The sequence below is a fragment of the Streptomyces sodiiphilus genome, assembly GCF_039529215.1.
In the GTDB taxonomy this organism is placed as follows: domain Bacteria; phylum Actinomycetota; class Actinomycetes; order Streptomycetales; family Streptomycetaceae; genus Streptomyces; species Streptomyces sodiiphilus.
On sequence record NZ_BAAAMJ010000038.1, the window covers coordinates 1 to 17,509 of the forward strand.

The 17,509-nt window shown below is 72.6% G+C and carries 13 protein-coding genes, 1 CRISPR repeat array and 1 riboswitch; all 13 genes read right to left on the reverse strand.

From position 1 onward, the window contains the following. Positions 1-224: 224 nt before the first annotated feature. Positions 225-1,190, reverse strand: a complete 966-nt coding sequence (locus tag ABD299_RS17810; protein WP_344263573.1) for an aldo/keto reductase — start codon at positions 1,188-1,190, stop codon at positions 225-227. Positions 1,191-1,421: 231 nt separating this feature from the next. Beyond that, entirely contained in the window at positions 1,422-2,513 is a 1,092-nt protein-coding gene (locus ABD299_RS17815) for a M23 family metallopeptidase (protein WP_344263575.1), read from the reverse strand. Positions 2,514-2,522: 9 nt separating this feature from the next. After that, a riboswitch (cyclic di-AMP (ydaO/yuaA leader) is annotated at positions 2,523-2,688 on the reverse strand. A 215-nt stretch (positions 2,689-2,903) separates the two neighbouring features. Then, positions 2,904-4,313 carry an extracellular solute-binding protein gene (locus tag ABD299_RS17820; protein WP_344263577.1) on the reverse strand — a complete coding sequence of 470 codons (1,410 nt, stop codon included), beginning with the start codon at positions 4,311-4,313 and terminating at the stop codon, positions 2,904-2,906. After that, positions 4,310-6,406: a caspase, EACC1-associated type gene (locus ABD299_RS17825; protein WP_344263579.1), complete on the reverse strand. Its 2,097-nt coding sequence runs from the start codon at positions 6,404-6,406 to the stop codon at positions 4,310-4,312. The genes ABD299_RS17820 and ABD299_RS17825 overlap by 4 nt, the downstream gene beginning before the upstream one ends. Before the next feature lie 7 nt (positions 6,407-6,413). Further along, complete coding sequence (locus ABD299_RS17830; RefSeq protein WP_344263581.1) at positions 6,414-6,824, reverse strand: effector-associated constant component EACC1; 411 nt, start codon at positions 6,822-6,824, stop codon at positions 6,414-6,416. A 117-nt stretch (positions 6,825-6,941) separates the two neighbouring features. Next, entirely contained in the window at positions 6,942-8,102 is a 1,161-nt protein-coding gene (locus ABD299_RS17835) for a PP2C family protein-serine/threonine phosphatase (RefSeq protein WP_344263583.1), read from the reverse strand. Between the two features lie 227 nt (positions 8,103-8,329). Next, a complete protein-coding gene (locus ABD299_RS17840; protein WP_344263585.1) occupies positions 8,330-9,208 on the reverse strand; it encodes an amidohydrolase family protein in 879 nt (292 codons plus the stop codon). After that, entirely contained in the window at positions 9,205-10,233 is a 1,029-nt protein-coding gene (locus ABD299_RS17845) for an aldo/keto reductase (RefSeq protein ID WP_344263587.1), read from the reverse strand. Before ABD299_RS17845 ends, ABD299_RS17840 begins: the two co-directional genes overlap by 4 nt. A 124-nt stretch (positions 10,234-10,357) precedes the next feature. Continuing rightward, a complete protein-coding gene (locus ABD299_RS17850; RefSeq protein WP_344263589.1) occupies positions 10,358-11,179 on the reverse strand; it encodes an SDR family NAD(P)-dependent oxidoreductase in 822 nt (273 codons plus the stop codon). Continuing rightward, a complete protein-coding gene (locus tag ABD299_RS17855; protein ID WP_344263591.1) occupies positions 11,176-12,648 on the reverse strand; it encodes an enolase C-terminal domain-like protein in 1,473 nt (490 codons plus the stop codon). Before ABD299_RS17855 ends, ABD299_RS17850 begins: the two co-directional genes overlap by 4 nt. Further along, positions 12,645-13,496 (reverse strand): fumarylacetoacetate hydrolase family protein, encoded by an 852-nt coding sequence (locus tag ABD299_RS17860; protein WP_344263593.1) that lies wholly within the window; start codon positions 13,494-13,496, stop codon positions 12,645-12,647. Before ABD299_RS17860 ends, ABD299_RS17855 begins: the two co-directional genes overlap by 4 nt. A 1,315-nt stretch (positions 13,497-14,811) precedes the next feature. Next, positions 14,812-15,572: a CRISPR direct-repeat array (repeat unit 29 nt; unit sequence GGGACCATCCCCGCATGCGCGGGGAGCAC). A gap of 105 nt (positions 15,573-15,677) precedes the next feature. Continuing rightward, positions 15,678-15,908, reverse strand: coding sequence for a DUF397 domain-containing protein (locus tag ABD299_RS17865; protein ID WP_344263595.1), 231 nt, complete (start codon positions 15,906-15,908; stop codon positions 15,678-15,680). Positions 15,909-15,921: 13 nt separating this feature from the next. Further along, a complete protein-coding gene (locus ABD299_RS17870) occupies positions 15,922-16,737 on the reverse strand; it encodes a helix-turn-helix domain-containing protein (protein ID WP_344263597.1) in 816 nt (271 codons plus the stop codon). Positions 16,738-17,509: the final 772 nt, after the last annotated feature.

A 17,509-nucleotide genomic window follows, 5' to 3' on the forward strand; every position in this document is an offset into this window, starting at 1 on the left:
AGCCACCGCAACAACTCGACCCGCTCCCCCGCACCCAACTCATTCAGATCCGGCAGCCCTTCCTCCACCAACCCGACCGAACCCACCCGATCCTCCATGACGCTCCCCGTCCCCTTCCCTGCTCCGACTCCCCCCATTCTTTCGAACCTCCCGTGAAAACAGCAGGTCAAGCATCGAACTCCACCCGAAGGAGTGAGCCGCGGCAGGGCCGTTCGTGGCGGCCCTCAGGCGCTGGGCTCGCCGGCGGGGGCGGACGCCCGGTCCAGGACGGCGAGTTCGTCAGCGGTCAGGGTCAGCTCCATGGAGGCCAGCAGCGGGCGCAGCTGCTCCGTGGTGCGGGCGCTGGCGATGGGGGCGGCGACGGTGGGCCGGGCGGCGAGCCAGGCGAGGGCGACCGCGGCGTGGTCGGTGCGGTGGTTCGCGGCGACCTCGTCGAGGACGGCCAGGACACGAGGGCCCTCGGCGGTGTCGAGGTACTGCGCGGCGCGGGCGGCGCGCGGGCTGTCCACGGTGGTTCCGGGCCGGTACTTGCCGGTCAGGAAGCCCTTGGCAAGGGCGAAGTAGGGCAGACAGGCCATGCCGTGCCGGGCGACCACGTCGGCGAGTTCGCCCTCGTAGGTGTCGCGGGAGACCAGGTTGTAGTGCGGCTGGAGGGCGACGTAGGCGGCCTTGCCCTCGCGCGCGGAGAAGGCGAGGGATTCCTCCAGGCGGGCGGGCGAGATGTTGGAGGCGGCGATCTCGCGGACCTTGCCGGCCCGGACGAGGTCGTCCAGCGCGGTGATGATCTCGCCCACCTCGACGCTCTCGTCGTCGAAGTGGGTGTAGTAGAGGTCGATGCGGTCGGTGTTCAGGCGGCGCAGGGAGGCGTCGGCGGCGCGCTTGATGGTGTCGGCGGCCAGGCCCTGGTACTCGGGGTGGGCGCCGACCTTGGTGGCGACGAGGACGTCGTCGCGGCGGCCCCGGCGGTCCAGCCAGCGGCCGATGATCGTCTCCGATTCGCCGCCCTTGTTGCCCACGACCCGGGCGGTGTAGGAGTCGGCGGTGTCGATGAGGTTGCCGCCCGCGGTGGCGTAGGCGTCGAGGATCTTGAACGAGGCCGTTTCGTCGGCGGTCCAGCCGAAGACGTTGCCGCCGAGGCAGAGAGGGGAGATCCGCAGGGTGCCCACCGGGCGTCGGGTGATGTCGGTCATGGCGGCCAGCGTAGGGGCCCGCCGCGCGGAGCCGCCGGAGGCGGCGGGGAGAGAAGGCGGCCGGGGCGGGGAGGGGGCCGGCGGCCCGGGACCTCACGAGTGGCGCCAGGGCCGCCGGGTCGCGGGGAGGCAGACCGACGGCCCTGGCGTCGGGGGGGTCGCCAGGGCCGCCGGGGTGGTGGGCCGGTCACACACCGGGGGCCGGTGGGACCGGTCGGGGTGGGCCGTGGGTCAGACGGACAGGCCCTTGTCGCGCAGCCAGGCGAGCGGGTCGACGAAGCTGCCGCCGCCGGGGGCCACCTCCAGGTGGAGGTGCGGGCCCGAGGAGTTGCCGGTGGAGCCGACGTGCCCGACGGTCTCGCCGGTGATGACTTCCTGGCCGGTGGAGACGGTGATCGAGGAGAGGTGGCTGTAGGAGACCTCGGTGCCGTCGGAGAGTTCGACGGTGACGCGGTAACCGTAGGAGCCGGCCCAGCCCGCCTCGGTGACGACGCCGGTGTGCACGTTCTTGACGGGGGTTCCGGTGGGAGCGGCGAAGTCGGTGCCGGTGTGGTTGCTCTGCCACATGGTGCCGCTGTCGCCGAACCGGGAGGTGATGTTGTAGCTGCTGAGGGGGAGGGTGAAGCTGGCGCGCAGCTTGGCGATGCGCTCTTCCTCCTCCTTGCGCTTGCGCTCCTCTTCTGCCTTGCGCTTGCGCTCCTCCTCGGCGAGCCGCTCGGCCTCGGCCTGCTGGGCGGCCTCGGCTGCGGCGCCCGCGGCGGCGGCCTCGACGGCGGCGGCGCGTGCCTCTGCCTCGGCCTGGGCCTCCTGCTGGTCGGCCTGCTGGAGGATGCGGGCGCGCAGCGCCTCGCCGGCGTCGGCCCCGCTGCCGGTGTCGGCGGTGGCGGTGACGGCGGCGGCCTGGGTGAGGGGCGCGGAGGTGAAGGCGACGGTGTCCTGGACGTCCTCGTCGGCGGAGACCAGGGTGCCGAGGCCGGGGATCTGGTCGGGAATGGAGCGGACCTTGTCGGCCGCGGCGTCCATGCCGGGGACGCCCGCGTTGCCCTCGGCGGTCGTCATGCCTCCGGCGCCGACGGCGGCGAAGACGCCGACGCCGAGCACGGCGCGGCTGCGGGCGATGCTGCCGCCGCGCTGCTTGGCGACCCGGTGGCGGCCGCGCACGGGGCGGATCGTGTCCGCGCTGGGGTTCCACTCGCTGATCGGCTCACCGTCGGTACGCTCGGGCCCGAAGTACGCGGGGCCGTTCCCCTCCTGGTGGTGAGGGTCGTACGGGGCGAGGGTGTCGGTCGTACCCTCGCCGTAGGCATGCCGGTTAGACGCCACGGAGGCGCTCTCCTTTCCTTCCTTCGCCTACCGGGTTAGCTGACGGGTTCGGAGCAGGAAGGTCTCCTACGGTCAGCCGGTGGCTGCCGGCTGTCCGATTCACCCCAAGAAACGTGGTTCCCCGGTTCCTTCGGTGCAGTTGTTGCGCACGCGCCGGATTCGGCGACAGAGCACGGCGCCGTCTCGTGACGGCGATGACGACCGCGCTGCGTTATCGAACGTTAATAGACCCGACCGCCATATTCCAAGTGGCGGAGGGAATAACTAGAGGAGAGCCCGGGGACTTTCAGTGGCCAACTCCAGCAAACCGGGCAAAATCTGCCGACCCTAGCGTGGACATAACAATTGACAGTTCATCAAATGTTATGCGGAGCGCCGCCTCTCACTCACCTACGGTGATTCCGCCGGGCGCACCGGTTCGCCGCCCAGCACCCCGGGCAGCGCCTCGTGCAGCGCCTCGGCCGCGGACCGCGGCGTCCAGCCCTTGTCGTCCAGCATCCGCTTCACCTCGGTCCGCAGCAGCCGGGAGAACTCCGGGTAGTGCGGGGTGGCCGGCCGGGGCCGCGCCTCCTGAAGCGCGCACCACAGCAACTCCGCGTAACCCACCGCCCCGTACACCGGCGCGCTCCCCGACGGCGCCCCCGGGGGCAGCTCCCGCCGGTCCCCCGACGGCGGCTCCGGGCGGGCGAAGAAGCGCGACCTGTGGCAGTCCGGCCCGCCGGAACCCTCCAGCCGGTACGCGTCGCGCAGCGCCGGCGCGAACCCCGCCCGCAGCAGGCTGCGCTGGCTGTCGGTACCGGGGTGGGTCAGAAACTCGATCAGCTTCTCGGCGTCCCGCGCCCGGACGCTGTCCGCCGCGACGGCCAGGCTCTGCCCGCCCAGGGCCGCCGCCCCCGGCAGGGTGGTGATCCCGAACCCGACATCCGGGGGAAGGGCGGCGTCCAGCTGCGTCGCGGCATAGGGCCAGTTGCGCATCAGCACCGTGCCGCTGTCCTCGTCGCTGAACTCCCGCAGCGACAGCGTCTCGTCCGCCTCGTCGGCGAGCGGGTTGATCTCGGCGCCGGTGATCCGCTCCAGCTCCCTCAGGCCGGCCTCCAGCTCTTCCCTGCTGCCGACGTAGCGGCCGTCCTCGTCCACCAGCTCCGCCCCCGAACTCCACAGCGCCTCCATGGCGTTGACCGTGAGCCCCTCGTAGGACGCGAGCTGGGTGATGTAGAGGGGATGGCGGGCCCCCCGCGGCCAGTTCCCGAGCAGCTCCCCCAGCGTCTCCTCACGCAACCGCTCCGGCCCCCGGTCCAGCTCGCCCAGCAGATCGGTCCGGTAGTACAGCAGCCCCACATCGGTGTTGAACGGCACCGCGTACACCGCCCCGCGCCACCGGCCCGCCCGGGCGGCCTGCGGCAGGAAGTCCGGCTCCAGCAGCTCTTCGTCCAGCTCCGCGATCAGCCCCGCCTCGGCGAACTCGGGTATCCACACGATGTCGAGGTTCAGCAGGTCGAAGTCGGCGGTGCCCGACTGGAGGGAGGCGACGAGCTGACTGCGGGCGGTGTCCGCCCCCGAGGGCAGCTCCACCAGCCGGGCCTCCCGGTTGCCCTCGATCGCGTTCCACGCGTCGATCAGCTCCCGGCGCACGCTGCGCCCGTCCCTGGTGGTCAGGTCCGCGCTGCTGACCACCACCAGCGGCCGCCCGTCGTCGGCCGGGAACGCATCCGCTTCCGGCCCGCCGGAGCACGACGCGGCCAGCAGCGCCGGCACGGCGAGCGCCGCCAGCACGGCCCCCCGGGCCCGGGCGGCTCTCACGGGTTCCCCCGGCCGGCTCGCCGGTCCGCCCCGGCGTTGTCCAGCAACCGGACCATGCGGCCCTCCCGGACCGGCGGCGCCACCGGCAGCGGATACGCCCACAGCGCGTCCTGCTGGTTGAGGGCCGACCGCCCGCCCAGATACTCCCGGCGGTCGTCGCGGTCCCGGAAGCCCTGCTCGGCCAGGGCCCAGCGGCCCTCGTCCGAGCGCAGCCACCGCCGCAGCCGCTCCACGGCCTCCCGCCGGTCGGCGGCGTCCGCGGTCGCGCCCTCCCAGTGCACCGGGACGAACGTCAGGTCCAGCGCCGGGACATCATTGGGGTAGTAGGCGGTGAACCCGGCGTCGGCTGCGCCGTAGAGGTACCTGCTTCTGCTGCCGGTCAGGCAGGCGGGCCCCAGAGACTCTTCGAGAAGCATCGCGGCGGTGGGCTCGGCGATCAGCAGAGCGGCCCGGGGCTCCTCGCCAGCCAGGGCGCACAGCAGTCGGCTGTCGTCCGCCGGGACCTCCTCGTCCTGTTCCGGCAGGCCGGTGTTGTCCGGGGCGAGGGATTCGGCCAAGGCGTGAGCGAGAGCCGCCTCGGAGGAGTCCGGGTCCGCGTGCCGGACGGGCAACTGTTCCCGCTCAGCGATGGCCAGCAGCTCACCCAGAGAGTGTCTCGGCCTCCAGTCCTCTTCGACTCCCTTGAGCGACCCCGGCACCGCGAGGACCGCCCGGGAGCGGGCCAGCGTCTCCGGCTCGCCCAGGTACAGGGCGCTCTCCGGCCGTTCGACGGCGTCGCGCACCCGGGCGAGCGAGGTGGAGGCGGCGGGCAGCCACACGTCGGGCTGCGGGCCGACGTCGCGCAGCGGCGCGGCGCAGTCCCGCTCCGCGGTCGTCCGGGGGCAGGCCCGCTCCGGTTCGGCCCAGGCGGCCGAGTCCCGTAACGCCCGGACGGCCGGACCGGTCGGCGCGGCGTGGACCGTGGTGCCGATCTGGCGGCAGCCCTCCGGCCGGTCCCCCAGGGGACGGTCCGCCAGGGGGGAGGCGTGGAAACCTTCCAGCACCCGGGCGATCGCCGCCTCCTGTTCGGGCGTGGTCAGGATCCGGAGTTCCAGCGCGGGCAGGCAGGGATCGGGGCCGGGCTGCAACAGTCTGCCCACTGCCAGGGCTGCCGGCGCCAGTCCCACCACGGCCGCCCCCGCCGCCACGGCCAGCACCCGGTGCCACCAGGGCCGTCCCGGTTCGAACGCCGCCCGGGCCGCACGGGTTGCGCGCCCCGGTGCGCTGCGGCGCACCGCCGCGACGCCCCGGCGCAGCGGGGCCGCCAGGCGCGCCGCCCGCGACAGGCCGGGCGAGGTGATGGCCTGGGAGAGCACTGTCCTGCCGCAGGCCCCGACGGTCAGCACGTTCGGGAACCAGTCCTCGGGGTGGCTGCCGGGGTCACGGGCGGCCCGCCGGGCGTCCGCCGCCGCGTGCTGCCCCAGCGCCTCCGGCAGGTCCTCGACGGTCACCGGGCGGCCCGGGACCACTCCCTCGCGCAGCACCCGCAGAAGCGCGGAGGTGAACGGGGTGGGACTGCGGCCGTCCCCCGACCACTGCCGTCCCATCTCCCGCGAGGAGGTGATCAGCGCGTACCGGCGGCCGGCCGGCTGCCCGCCGTTGAGGGCGCTGCCGGAGTAGCAGCAGTCGAGGATCACCACGATGTGCTCGGCGCGGGACTCCCGCAGCAGGCCGGTCAGGTGCCGGTAGCTGATGCCGTGCAGCCCGGCCTCATCGGGGGCGGCCTCGGTGGGCAGCAGGTGCAGTTCACCGACCCGGGGCTCCTGCGGCCCCGGCTCCAGCCGGCCGTGCCCGGCGAAGTACAGCAGCAGCAGGTCCTCCGCGCCGGCGACCGCGTCCCGCACCGCCGCCACCATGCGCTCCCGGCGCGGGGAGTGCAGCACGGTGGTGCGGGCGGCGGCCATGCGCCCGAGACTGTCGTCGGTGAGAACGGCGTTCAGTTCGTCCAGACCGGCCGCCACCGAAGGCAGGTCCGGGTAGTCGCCGTGTGCGTACCGGGACACGCCGATGAGCACCGCCCGGGACCGTCCGGGGTCGGGCTGCTGGTAAGGCATGGCCGGATCACTCCGGAAGCCCGCGCCGGATGGCCCTCGCCGCCCGCTCGGCCATCTCCTCCAGCTCACCGCGCCGGTACGGGGTGCGGCTGTCCAGGGTGATCCGCAGATCGGTGTCCTCGACCGAGATCGTGATCCTGCGGCGGCCCCCGCGGTTGCGCAGGTAGTTGCAGGCCGCGCTCAGGAGCCGGAACACGCTGTCGACCACCGCGGTGGTGACCAGCCCGATCAGCAGCTCGTCCTCCAGGCCCATCGAGCTGCCGGGCGCGCCCTCGCGCCGCTCGACCGTCACCACTCCGCTGAGTGCCGGGTCGGCGTCCAGCCACGATCCGAGCCTGTGCAGTTCCCCGGCGGCGCGCGCCTCGCCGTCCTCCACAGCGACGCGCAGCCTCGGTATGTCCCCCGCCTGTGCGGCCATCTTCGGCCTCCCCATGGCCTTCGGGCGCGCGATGCGGCCCCCGCGCCCGTATCGTCCCGTCATTCTAAAGTCGCACAGCGTGCCGGAACAGTTCCCGGAACGGACCAGTTTCCGGCGTTACGCGTGCTGCCCGCCCCCGGCGTCACCGGCCCGGCCGCCGGCCCCGGACAGCGGCCCGTGCGCGGGGCGCGGGGGCTGCTGGACCGCGAGGATCGCGATGTCGTCGTGCACACCGCCGCGGGAGAACGCGGTGACGCTCGCGATGAGCTGATCGGCCAGGTCGCCCGGGTCCTTGAAGGTCCGGCCGCGCAGTCCGCGCGCCGGATCGTAGAAGGTGCCGCGCTCGTCGCGGGCCTCACTCACACCGTCGGTGTAGAGCAGCAGCTGGGCACCGGGGGGAAAGATCTCCGTGTCCACGTGGTCGTCCCAGCCCCCCACCCCTGTCAGGCCCAGCGGCAGGGCCGGCGCGGAGGGCTCCAGGTAGCGCGGCGTGAGCCCCGGCACCAGCAGCAGGGGGGCCGGATGGCCGCGGTTCAGGATGCGCAACGTGCCGGTGTCGTCCGCGGGGATCTCCACGAGGCAGGCGGTGGCGAAGTTCTCGATGCTCTCGTCGGTGTCCTCGCCGCGTTCCTCGCGCCGGGCGGTGTCCCGGGCCAGGGCGGCGTCGAGCCGGCGGGCGACCGTGCGCAGATCGGCCTTGTACTGGGCGGTCTCCCGGAACGAGCCCAGCAGCACGGCCACCGACTCCGCCGCCTGCAGCCCCTTGCCGCGCACGTCGGCGATCAGCAGCCGCACGCCGTGCGGGCTGCTCTGCGCCGCGTACAGGTCGCCGCCGATCAGCGCGTCGGACTGGGCCGCCACGTAGCGGGCGGCGACACGCACCTGGCCCATCCGGTCGGGCGGAGGCGGCAGCACGGCGCGCTGCACCGCCTCGGCGACACCGCGGGCGGAGGCCACCTGCCGGATGCCGCGCCTCACCGTGCTGTTGATGCCCAGGGCCAGCAGCGAGACCGTTCCGACGGTGGCGATGTTGACGCCCTGGTCGCTCAGCCCGGCCTCGTGCCGCCCCACCAGCAGGGCGGCGACCACCGCCGTGGTCAGCAAGCCAATGGCGGCGGTGTTGCGGAACGACGACAGGGACGCCGCCACCAGCGGCACGGCGGCGAACACCGGCACGAAGGTGATGTCCGGCGGCGTCAGCAGATTGAGCACGGTACCGAGGACGAGCAGCGCCAGAGGCAGCCAGCGGGCGTAGCCGGCGCGGCTCAGGTTCGACACCGTGTGGGGCACACTCCCCAATCTGCCGCGCCTCGGGCCGCGAGGCGAATCGGCCGGGCCGGTCGGGCGGAAGGACACGGGCTTCTTCCTGCGCCTGCCTCGGGCCGGTGGCGTCCCCTCGCGGCCTGCGCGCGGCCCGGCCCCGTTTGCGGCCCGGCCCGTCGCGGCCCGTCATGCCGTGGCCCGTGCCTGTCCGGTGCTGCCGGACACCTCCCGGCCGTGCCCGGTCAGCCCGCCGCCCGGCCCTCCAGGCCGTAGACCCGGGCCGCGGTACCGGCGAACACCGCCCCCCGCTCCGCCGGACCCAGCCCGGCCGTCAGCTCCCGGGCGGCCTCCAGCACCTCCCCGTAGCCGGCGGCGGTCAGGCACACCGGCCAGTCGGAGCCGAACATCACCCGCCCCGGACCGAACGCGTCCAGCGCCACCTGCGCGTACGGGCGCAGGTTCTCCGTACGCCAGCGGTCCCACCGCGCCTCCGTGACCAGCCCCGACAGCTTGCACACGGTGTTCGGCAGCGCCGCCAGCCGCCGCAGATCCGCCGCCCACCCGTCCGCCGGACCGCCGCTGCCCGGCGGACGGCCGGCGGCCACCGGCGGCTTCGCCAGATGATCCAGCACGAAGACCAGCCCCGGATACGCCCGGGCCGCCTCCACCGCAGCCGGGAGCTGATGCGGCAGCACCAGCAGGTCATAGACCAGCCCGGCCTCGCCCACGGCGGCCAGCCCCCGGGACACGTCCGGGCGCAGCAGCCAGCGCGGGTCGGGCTCGGCCTGCACCTGGTGACGGATCCCGGCCAGCTTCCCCCCGCCCGGCAGCGCCCGCAGCCACGCCAGCTCCTCCGCCACACCCGGGCGGGCGAGGTCCGTCCAGCCGACCACCGCGGCGACGAGGCCGTCACCGCGCGCCAGCTCCAGCAGCTCCGGCGTCTCCTCCGGCACGGTCACCGTCTGCACCAGCACCGTGCCGCCCACCCCGGCCGCCCGCGCCAGGGGCGCCAGGTCGGCGAGCGTGAAGTCGCGGCGCAGCGGCGCCAGCGCCTCCCCGGTGATCCACTCCTGGTCGCGGACGGACAGGTCCCACACGTGATGGTGCGCGTCGACGATCAACGGTCCGCTTCCTCCTCCCCCGCCACGGCGGGCCCCCCGGCCGGCTCCGGGACGGGCGCGTCGGGCGGCAGCAGGCCCGCGGCGCGCAGCTCCTCCCAGAACGCGGCGGGCACCGGACGGCGCAGCATCGCCGCCGCGTCCCGCACCTCGGCCGCCGACCGGCCGCCGGTGAGCACGGCGGCGACCGCCGGGTGGGCGAGCGGAAACCGCAGGGCGGCGGCCCGCAGCGGAACCCCGTGCCGCCCCGCCACCGCCTTCAGGCGCAGGGCCCGCTCCAGCACGGCGGGCGGGGCGGGCGCGTAGTCGAAGGAGGCCCCCGGGCGCGGGTCGGCCAGCAGCCCCGAGTTGTACACCCCGCCCACCATCACCGAGACCGACCGGGCCGACGCGGCGGGCAGCAGGTCGCTCAGGGCACCGGTGTCCAGCAGGGTGTAGCGGCCCGCGCACAGCACCACGTCGATGTCGGTGTCCCGCACGAAGCGGGCGGGCATCGCCGACTGGTTCATGCCCACGCCGATCGCCCCCACCGTGCCCTCGGCACGCATCCGCTCCAGCGCCGGGTACGCCTCCTCCAGCGCCTGCCGCTCGTGGTCGTCCGGGTCGTGCAGCAGGACGACATCGATCCGGTCCAGGCCCAGCCGTCCCAGTGACTCCTCCAGGCCGCGCCGCACCCCGTCCGCACCGAAATCCCACACCCGGCGGTGCGTCGCCGGCACCGCGAACCCGTGAGCCAGGTCGTCACCCACCGCCCCGGGCGCGGGCACCAGCAGCCGTCCCACCTTTGTGGACAGCACATACTCCTCGCGCGGCCGGTCCGCCAGCGCCGCGCCCAGCCGCCGCTCGGACAGGCCCAGGCCGTAGTGCGGCGCGGTGTCGAAGCAGCGCACACCCTCCTCCCAGGCCGCGTCCACCGCCGCCCGCGCCTCCTCCTCCCCCACCGGCGCGTACAGGCCGCCCAGAGCGGCCGTGCCATGGCTCAGCTCGGTGACGGTGACGCCGCTGCGCCCCAGAGGACGGTGCCGCATGCTGCTCCTTCACGTCGGAGGGCGGAGGGACGGGGGCGCCGCGTGGGTGGGAGCCGGGGACCGGGCCCTGAAACAGCGGCCTCGTCGCGGTTTCGGGGCCCGGACCCGTTCCTTCCCGCCCGGGTCACTGACCGACGGGGCGCGGGCGCAGGCCCGCCATGCCGCCGTCCACGGCCAGGGCGGTGCCGGTGACGGAGGCCGCCGCCGGGCTCGCCAGGTAGACGACGGCCGCGGCGACCTCGCCGGCGGTGACCAGCCGGCCCATCGGCTGCCGGGCGCGCAGCGCGGCCCGCTCGGCCTGCGGGTCGTCGGCGGCCTCCAGCAGCCGCGCCACCCACGGGGTGTCGGCCGTGCCCGGGTTCACGCAGTTCACCCGGATGCCGTCGCGCACGTGGTCGGCGGCCATGGCCAGGGTCAGCGACAGCACGGCCCCCTTGCTCGCCGAGTACAGGGCGCGCTGCGGCAGCCCGGCGGTGGCGGCGATCGAGCAGGTGTTGACGACGGCGGCGTGCCGGGAGCGGCGCAGGTGGCCGAGCGCGGCGCGGGTGGTGCGGACGATGCCGAGGACGTTGACGTCCAGGACGCGGTGCCACTCCTCGTCGTCGTTGTCCTCGACGGTCCCGGCCGCGCCGATGCCGGCGTTGTTGACCAGGATGTCCAGGCCGCCCAGGTGGCGGGCGGCGGAGGCGACGGCGGCACGCACCGCGGCGTCGTCGCGGACGTCGGCGCGGAAGCCGCGCAGCGGTTCGCCGCCGGTGCCGTCGTGGTCCCGGTTGAGGGCGGTGGCCGCGCGGTCCAGGACGGCGACGTGGGCGCCCCGGGCGGCCAGCAGCCGGGCGGTGGCCAGGCCGATGCCGGAGGCGCCGCCGGTCACCAGCGCCCGCAGCCCGGCCAGGTCACCGGGCGCCGCCGGGGCGGGGACAGGGGCGGGGGCGGTGTCGCTCATGCCTCTCCTTCCGTTGCCGGCGGGTGCGGTGTGCCGTGCGGGGGCCGCCGGGGTGCGGGGATCCCGGGGCGGCCGGAGGCGCGGGCGGCCCGGCGGTCCACAGCGATGGCGGCGGCACCGGCGGCGGCACGGTCGGCGGTCCAGAAGGCGCCGTGCGGGTAGCCGTACTGGGCGAGCGCCGCCGGGCGCATCTGTGAGGAGAACCCGGGGGCGGTGGGGGCGGCGTAGTGGCCGCCGGTGATCCGCACCGGGTCGGTGAAGTGCTCGTGCAGGTGGTCGACGTACTCGATCACCCGGTCCTCCGTGGTGCCCGAGAGTGCCACGTAGTCGAACATCGCCAGGTGCTGCACCAGCTCGCACAGCCCCACGCCCCCGGCGTGCGGGCAGACGGGCACGCCGTGATACGCGGCGAGCAGCAGGATCGCCAGGTTCTCGTTGACGCCCCCGACCCGGGCCGCGTCCAGTTGCAGCACGTCGACGGCACGGGCCTGCAGCAGCTGCTTGAACATGACGCGGTTGTGGGCGTGTTCGCCGGTGGCGACCTTCACCGGCGCCACGGCGGCCCGGACGGCGGCGTGGCCGAGGATGTCGTCCGGGCTGGTGGGCTCCTCGATCCAGTACGGGCCGGACCCGGCCAGGGCGCGGGTCCATTCGACGGCCTCGCCGACGTCCCAGCGCTGGTTGGCGTCGATCGCGATGCGGATGTCCGGGCCCACGGCGGCGCGGGCGGCGCGCAGCCGCCGGATGTCGTCGTCCAGGTCGGCGCCGACCTTCAGCTTGATCTGGGTGAAGCCCTCGGCCACCGCCTGCCGGGCCAGCCGCGTCAGTTTCTCGTCGCTGTAGCCGAGCCAGCCCGGACTGGTGGTGTAGGCCGGGTAGCCGCGCTCGCGCAGTACCTGGGCGCGGGTGTGCGCGCCCTCCTTGCCGCGGCGCAGCAGCCGCAGCGCGTCGCCCGGGGTCAGCGCGTCGGTGAGATAGCGGAAGTCCACCTGGGACACCAGCCACTCCGGCTCGGCGTCCGCGAGCAGTTGCCACAGCGGCTTGCCGGCCCGGCGGGCGGCCAGATCCCACACCGCGTTGACCACCGCGCCGATGGCCATATGCATGACGCCCTTCTCCGGGCCCAGCCAGCGCAGCTGACTGTCCCCCGTCAGCTCCCGGTACAGCGCCCCCGGGTCCGCGCACAGCGCGTCCGCGTCCCGTCCCACCACGTACGGCAGCAGCGCCTCGATCGCGGCGACCTGCACGTCGTTGCCCCGGCCGATGGTGAACACGAAGCCGTGCCCCTCCGCGCCGTCCGCCGCGTCGGTGCGCAGCGTCAGGTAGGCGGCCGAGTAGTCCGGGTCCGGGTTCATCGCGTCCGAGCCGTCCAGCTCCCGGGAGGTCGGGAACCGGACATCGCGGGTGTCGGCGGCCACCACCCGCGCCGGGCGCGGCCCGGACGGACGCGCACCGCCGGTGGCGCTCACGCCTGGGCCAGGGTCTGGCGCTGCCGTCCCAGCCCGGAGATCTCCAGCTCGACCGTGTCACCCGCCCGCAGGAACGGCACGTCCGGCTTGCCCAGCGAAACCCCGGCGGGAGTACCGGTGTTGATGACGTCGCCCGGATACAGCACCATGAACCGGCTCAGGTAGAGGACCAGTTCCGCGACGGGGAAGATCATGTCGGCGGTGGTGCCGTCCTGCCGCCGCTCCCCGTTGACGGCCAGGGTCAGCCGCAGGTCCTGCGGGTCACCGGCCTCGTCCGGGGTGACCAGCCACGGGCCGAGCGGGTTGAACGTCTCGCAGGACTTGCCCAGGTCCCACTGCGGGGAGAAGTCCAGCTGGAACTCCCGCTCCGACACGTCGTGGCTGACCGCGTAGCCGGCGATCGCCGCCAGCGCGTCGTCCTCCGACTCCAGGTAGCGGGCCTTGCGGCCGATGACCACCGCCAGCTCCACCTCCCAGTCGGTGCGCGTGGAGCCGCGCGGCACGAGCACCGTGTCGTCCGGGCCGACGACACAGTGCGGGTCCTTCATGAACACCACCGGCCGCTTCGGCGGCTCGGCACCCGTCTCGGCCGCGTGGTCCCGGTAGTTGAGGCCGATGCAGACCACCTTGCCCGGCCGCGCCACCGGCGCCCCGACCCGCAGCCCCGACGCGTCCAGCTCCGGCAGCTCCCGGCGCTCCAGCGCCTCCCGCGCCCGCTCCACACCGCCCGACGCCAGGAACGCGCCGTCGATGTCACCGGTCAGCCCGGACAGATCCAGCACCCGTCCGTCCCCGGCCAGAACCGCCGGCCGCTCCTCACCGGGCGCACCCACTCGCAGCAGCTTCACCGGCACACGCTCCACTCGTCACAGGGATGGCTCTTTGCGCCGGTACGGTATCTGTCGAACTTAGTTCCCCACAAGGAAACAGAAGGACACAGAGTGGGTGACATATGCTGACCGCCAGCCGTGACCTCTCTCGCCGGATGCCCCTCCCTTGCGGGCGAGGGGCCGCATCTCCTCTGTCGCGGCCCGGGATTCCGTGGACTCAGCCCCGGGCGTCACGCACGCCACGGCACTTCGGCGGGATGGCCGGGCGGCGACCGGCAGGAAAGGGCGCCGGTGGGCAGTCCCGCCCCCAGTGACCGTGCCGCCTTGTCGATGGCGTCGACGTGGCGTTGCTACCATCACGTCGCCGACATGCCGGGGCTCCGTTGGGGGATATCGTGGATTCTCTCCCCATCAGCGTCGCCGAAATAGCCGCACCCATTTCCCGAATGCTCGCCCGTGAGCTTGCTGACGGATTCGTCGACCCTTCATCTGCCTGCGATGTGTATGAGGCGGCAGTGTATTCCGCTGCATCCCTTGCACACGATCCGGAGCTCACATCCCGGTTGCCAGAGGGCGAAGCACTGAACAGGGAAGCGGCCGGGATCCTACTGGCCACCCTGAGCCACCACCCGGCGCTGCGGGCCATGCACCACCTCTCCTACCCTCAGGCGATCATCAGCACCGATCCTGTCACCACACTCCGCCCTCCGAGGCTTTTCAACGACCCACGCTTGCTCGGCAAACCTGGCGGGGCACTCTGGACTTCGTCCTTCCTGGCACCGGACGCCCCGGCATGGAGTGCGATGCGGGTCAACGACCACTTCGCACCGGGGCGAGCACTGAGAGGGATTGAGTTCCTCCGACCCCAAAGATGCCAACGTCTTCACCATCAGCCGGGCCAGTGACTTCAGAGATCTGTGCGACAGATTCGGATCCGCAGATTCGCAAGGACCGCCGACCATCGACTGGCCCCGGGTGGCTGAGACCTACCACGCAGTCCACCTGACATTCACCGGGCTCATCCTTTCTCAAGGCGTGCCCGTCGAGACCAGGCTCGGGACGATGATGTTGAGAGGCTGGGACTCGGAGAGCACGGCCTGGCTGAGGCTCCCCCCGCCCTCCCGACTCGGAAGACATTTCGCACCAGCGTGAACAGCTGGGCCCTTGACGTGGCACCTTCTTCGGCCTGGCCAGGGATCACCACGCACGAGGACTTCGGATCACCGCCGGAACGACGGTCGGCCTTGGAGGCCCTACCCCCGCCAGCCCTGGCGAATGCGCAACGGGCCTGGTCCCGCATGGGCGGTGGAGACTGCCTCGGCGCGGGATGGCAGGGACCATCCCCGCATGCGCGGGGAGCACGTCACGAACCCCCAGCGAGTCCCGCTGTCCGTGGGACCATCCCCGCATGCGCGGGGAGCACGTGGGCCTGGCGGTCATGCTGCCGGGCTTCGGGGGACCATCCCCGCATGCGCGGGGAGCACAGGGCCTGGCCATCACCATCGGCGAACTTGGTGGGACCATCCCCGCATGCGCGGGGAGCACGAGCTGACGCGCCGGAAGCCGGTCGATCCTCGGGGACCATCCCCGCATGCGCGGGGAGCACCGCCCCAGCGAGCGCCACGCCCTGCGCGCGGTGGGACCATCCCCGCATGCGCGGGGAGCACGTCCAGACCACGCAGTACTGGTCCAAGGCGGCGGGACCATCCCCGCATGCGCGGGGAGCACCGGAAAGGCTTGCCAGCGAATGAGCCGGTCAAGGGACCATCCCCGCATGCGCGGGGAGCACATTCGGCGACATCCTGCCAGCGGACACCGGTCGGGACCATCCCCGCATGCGCGGGGAGCACGGCCTCACCGACCTGTACGCGGTGCGCATGGGGGGACCATCCCCGCATGCGCGGGGAGCACGGCCCGCTGTGGACGATGGTGGAACCAGTGAAGGGACCATCCCCGCATGCGCGGGGAGCACGACAATGTCACCATGCCCGGTGTAACCGCCGAAGGACCATCCCCGCATGCGCGGGGAGCACTCGTTCCACTCGTCTGCGGTGAGGGTCATCGGGGGACCATCCCCGCATGCGCGGGGAGCACACTTGCTGACCAGCGCTTTCACCTACAGGCGCAGCCGTTTTTCATTACTTGTCGAGATTCCGGCATAGCCGAAGCTGGGGCAACAAAGAGACATATGGGGCGACCTTAACGCCTCTGCACTGGCTCGAAGTTGTGCGACTGGGCACCGAGTATGAAAGCTCGCCACCCCTCGACTGGCACATCGAGGTGAGGCCCCAACGCGCGCTTGGAGTCGCGCACGCCTACGGCGCGGGAGGCGAGACGGACCACCTCCACACAGTCCCCTTCTCCCCCGCTGTAGCTGGACTTCCACCAAGCTACGCCTGGGGTGGCTCCGTCGCCTCGATTGCTTGCCATGCACCGTCACCTCTCACTTCAGACCGAGCACCAACTCGGCGAGCATGTCGCAGGACACGCGAGGGCTGAGCGCCGCAGCGCACAGAGCGTCGAAGGCCGACGCATAGGCCCGCACCTCATCCACACTGTCGAGATAGACCGACGTGAGCAAGCCCTCCTCGCACACAACGTGGCTCTCCTCCGGAAGCGGGAAGGTGAAGATCACGAAGGGCCCACTACCACCAGGGTGCTCACCCACACCCAGCGGCAACACTTGCACATCGACGTTCGGCCTGTCGGCCACTTCGAGCAAGTGCTCGACCTGCGCCCTCATCACCGACTCACCGCCGACGCCGCTACGTAGGGCCGCCTCACCAATCACCGCACGAAATGTGAGACTTCCACCGCCGGCCAGCAACGCCTGACGCCCCAACCTCACTTCAACCCGACGTTCCAACTCCTCTTCACTCACCACTGCCGGATGAGCGGCGATGATGCACCTCGCGTAGGCAGGCGTCTGGAGCAGCCCCGGGATGAGCAGAGGCTGGTAGCTACGCATTCCCACCGCTTCAGCTTCCAGCGCAATGAAGTCCGTGTATGCGGGCCTCAGCCCCGAGGCATGCCGCTCCCACCACCCCGACTTCCGCCCCTGACGGGACATCTCCACATACGACTCGACCCGCTCCTCGTCGGTCACGCCGTACAGCTCAAGCAACTGACGCAGGTCACGAGCCCTCAACCCTGACCTTCCCAGCTCCAGCCGCGAGATGGTCGCCTTGTGACACTCCAGGTGCCGGGCCACTTCTTCCAGAGTCAGCCCAACCTCCTCTCGCCTGCGTCGCAGCAACATTCCGAGACGCCTTCTGCGCACAGTCGGGTTCCGGTCAACGGGCACGTGGGCCCTCCCCTGCATCTCCGCTGCCAGGCCTGGCGCCTGACGACAAGTCCGCGACGAACGTTCAACCGATCGTGGTGTTCGTGTTGCACTCCGTGGCGTTGCACCTTCATGCTGTCGCACGAGAGCGACACATTGCAAGCGAACACATGCATTGCGTTACTTCACGCCGTGTCGCAGTCGGCCATCACGAGAGAGGTAGCCCATGTCCCACCTCGCGCAACAGCTCCGCACCCCGTCACGCAACTTCACAACCTCGTTCGCAGCCTCAGCCGAGGGCGCCCATCTGGCACGACGGATCGCCGCACTCCAGCTCTCCGAGTGGGGGTACCTCACAGATACACCGACGCTCCTCATCGGCGAGTTGGTCGCGAATGCCACGACTCACGGGCGAGGACCGTCGCCCGGCCTCCATCTGGGCATGTCCACATACGAGGGCACAAGCCAGCTCTCATGCAGCGAAAGGTTGCCAGGCCAGTCAACTGATCATTCACAGGAGAACTTGCCGGAGCCGGGTCGCTGCCTCCTCACTCCCGCAACCACCACGCTGCTCATCGAGGTGACCGATGGGTGTGCAACGCATCCCCCAACAGCGGAAACAGCCCCTTGCCAGGAGGCGGAATCGGGTCGGGGCATGCTTCTCGTCGCCGTTCTCTCGACCGCGTGGGGTAGCCGTAGCCGTGCCCCTTTCAGTGGGAAGACGGTGTGGTGCACATGCCCCCTCACG

What these genes read in the sequence shown, in the direction of transcription:
- ABD299_RS17810 (WP_344263573.1), bottom strand. Translation starts at nt 1,190, where the DNA reads ATGACCGACATCACCCGACGCCCGGTGGGCACCCTGCGGATCTCCCCT.
- ABD299_RS17825 (WP_344263579.1), bottom strand. Translation starts at nt 6,406, where the DNA reads ATGCCTTACCAGCAGCCCGACCCCGGACGGTCCCGGGCGGTGCTCATC.
- ABD299_RS17830 (WP_344263581.1), bottom strand. Translation starts at nt 6,824, where the DNA reads ATGGCCGCACAGGCGGGGGACATACCGAGGCTGCGCGTCGCTGTGGAG.
- ABD299_RS17845 (WP_344263587.1), bottom strand. Translation starts at nt 10,233, where the DNA reads ATGCGGCACCGTCCTCTGGGGCGCAGCGGCGTCACCGTCACCGAGCTG.
- ABD299_RS17850 (WP_344263589.1), bottom strand. Translation starts at nt 11,179, where the DNA reads ATGAGCGACACCGCCCCCGCCCCTGTCCCCGCCCCGGCGGCGCCCGGT.
- ABD299_RS17865 (WP_344263595.1), bottom strand. Translation starts at nt 15,908, where the DNA reads ATGGCAAGCAATCGAGGCGACGGAGCCACCCCAGGCGTAGCTTGGTGG.
- ABD299_RS17870 (WP_344263597.1), bottom strand. Translation starts at nt 16,737, where the DNA reads ATGTTGCTGCGACGCAGGCGAGAGGAGGTTGGGCTGACTCTGGAAGAA.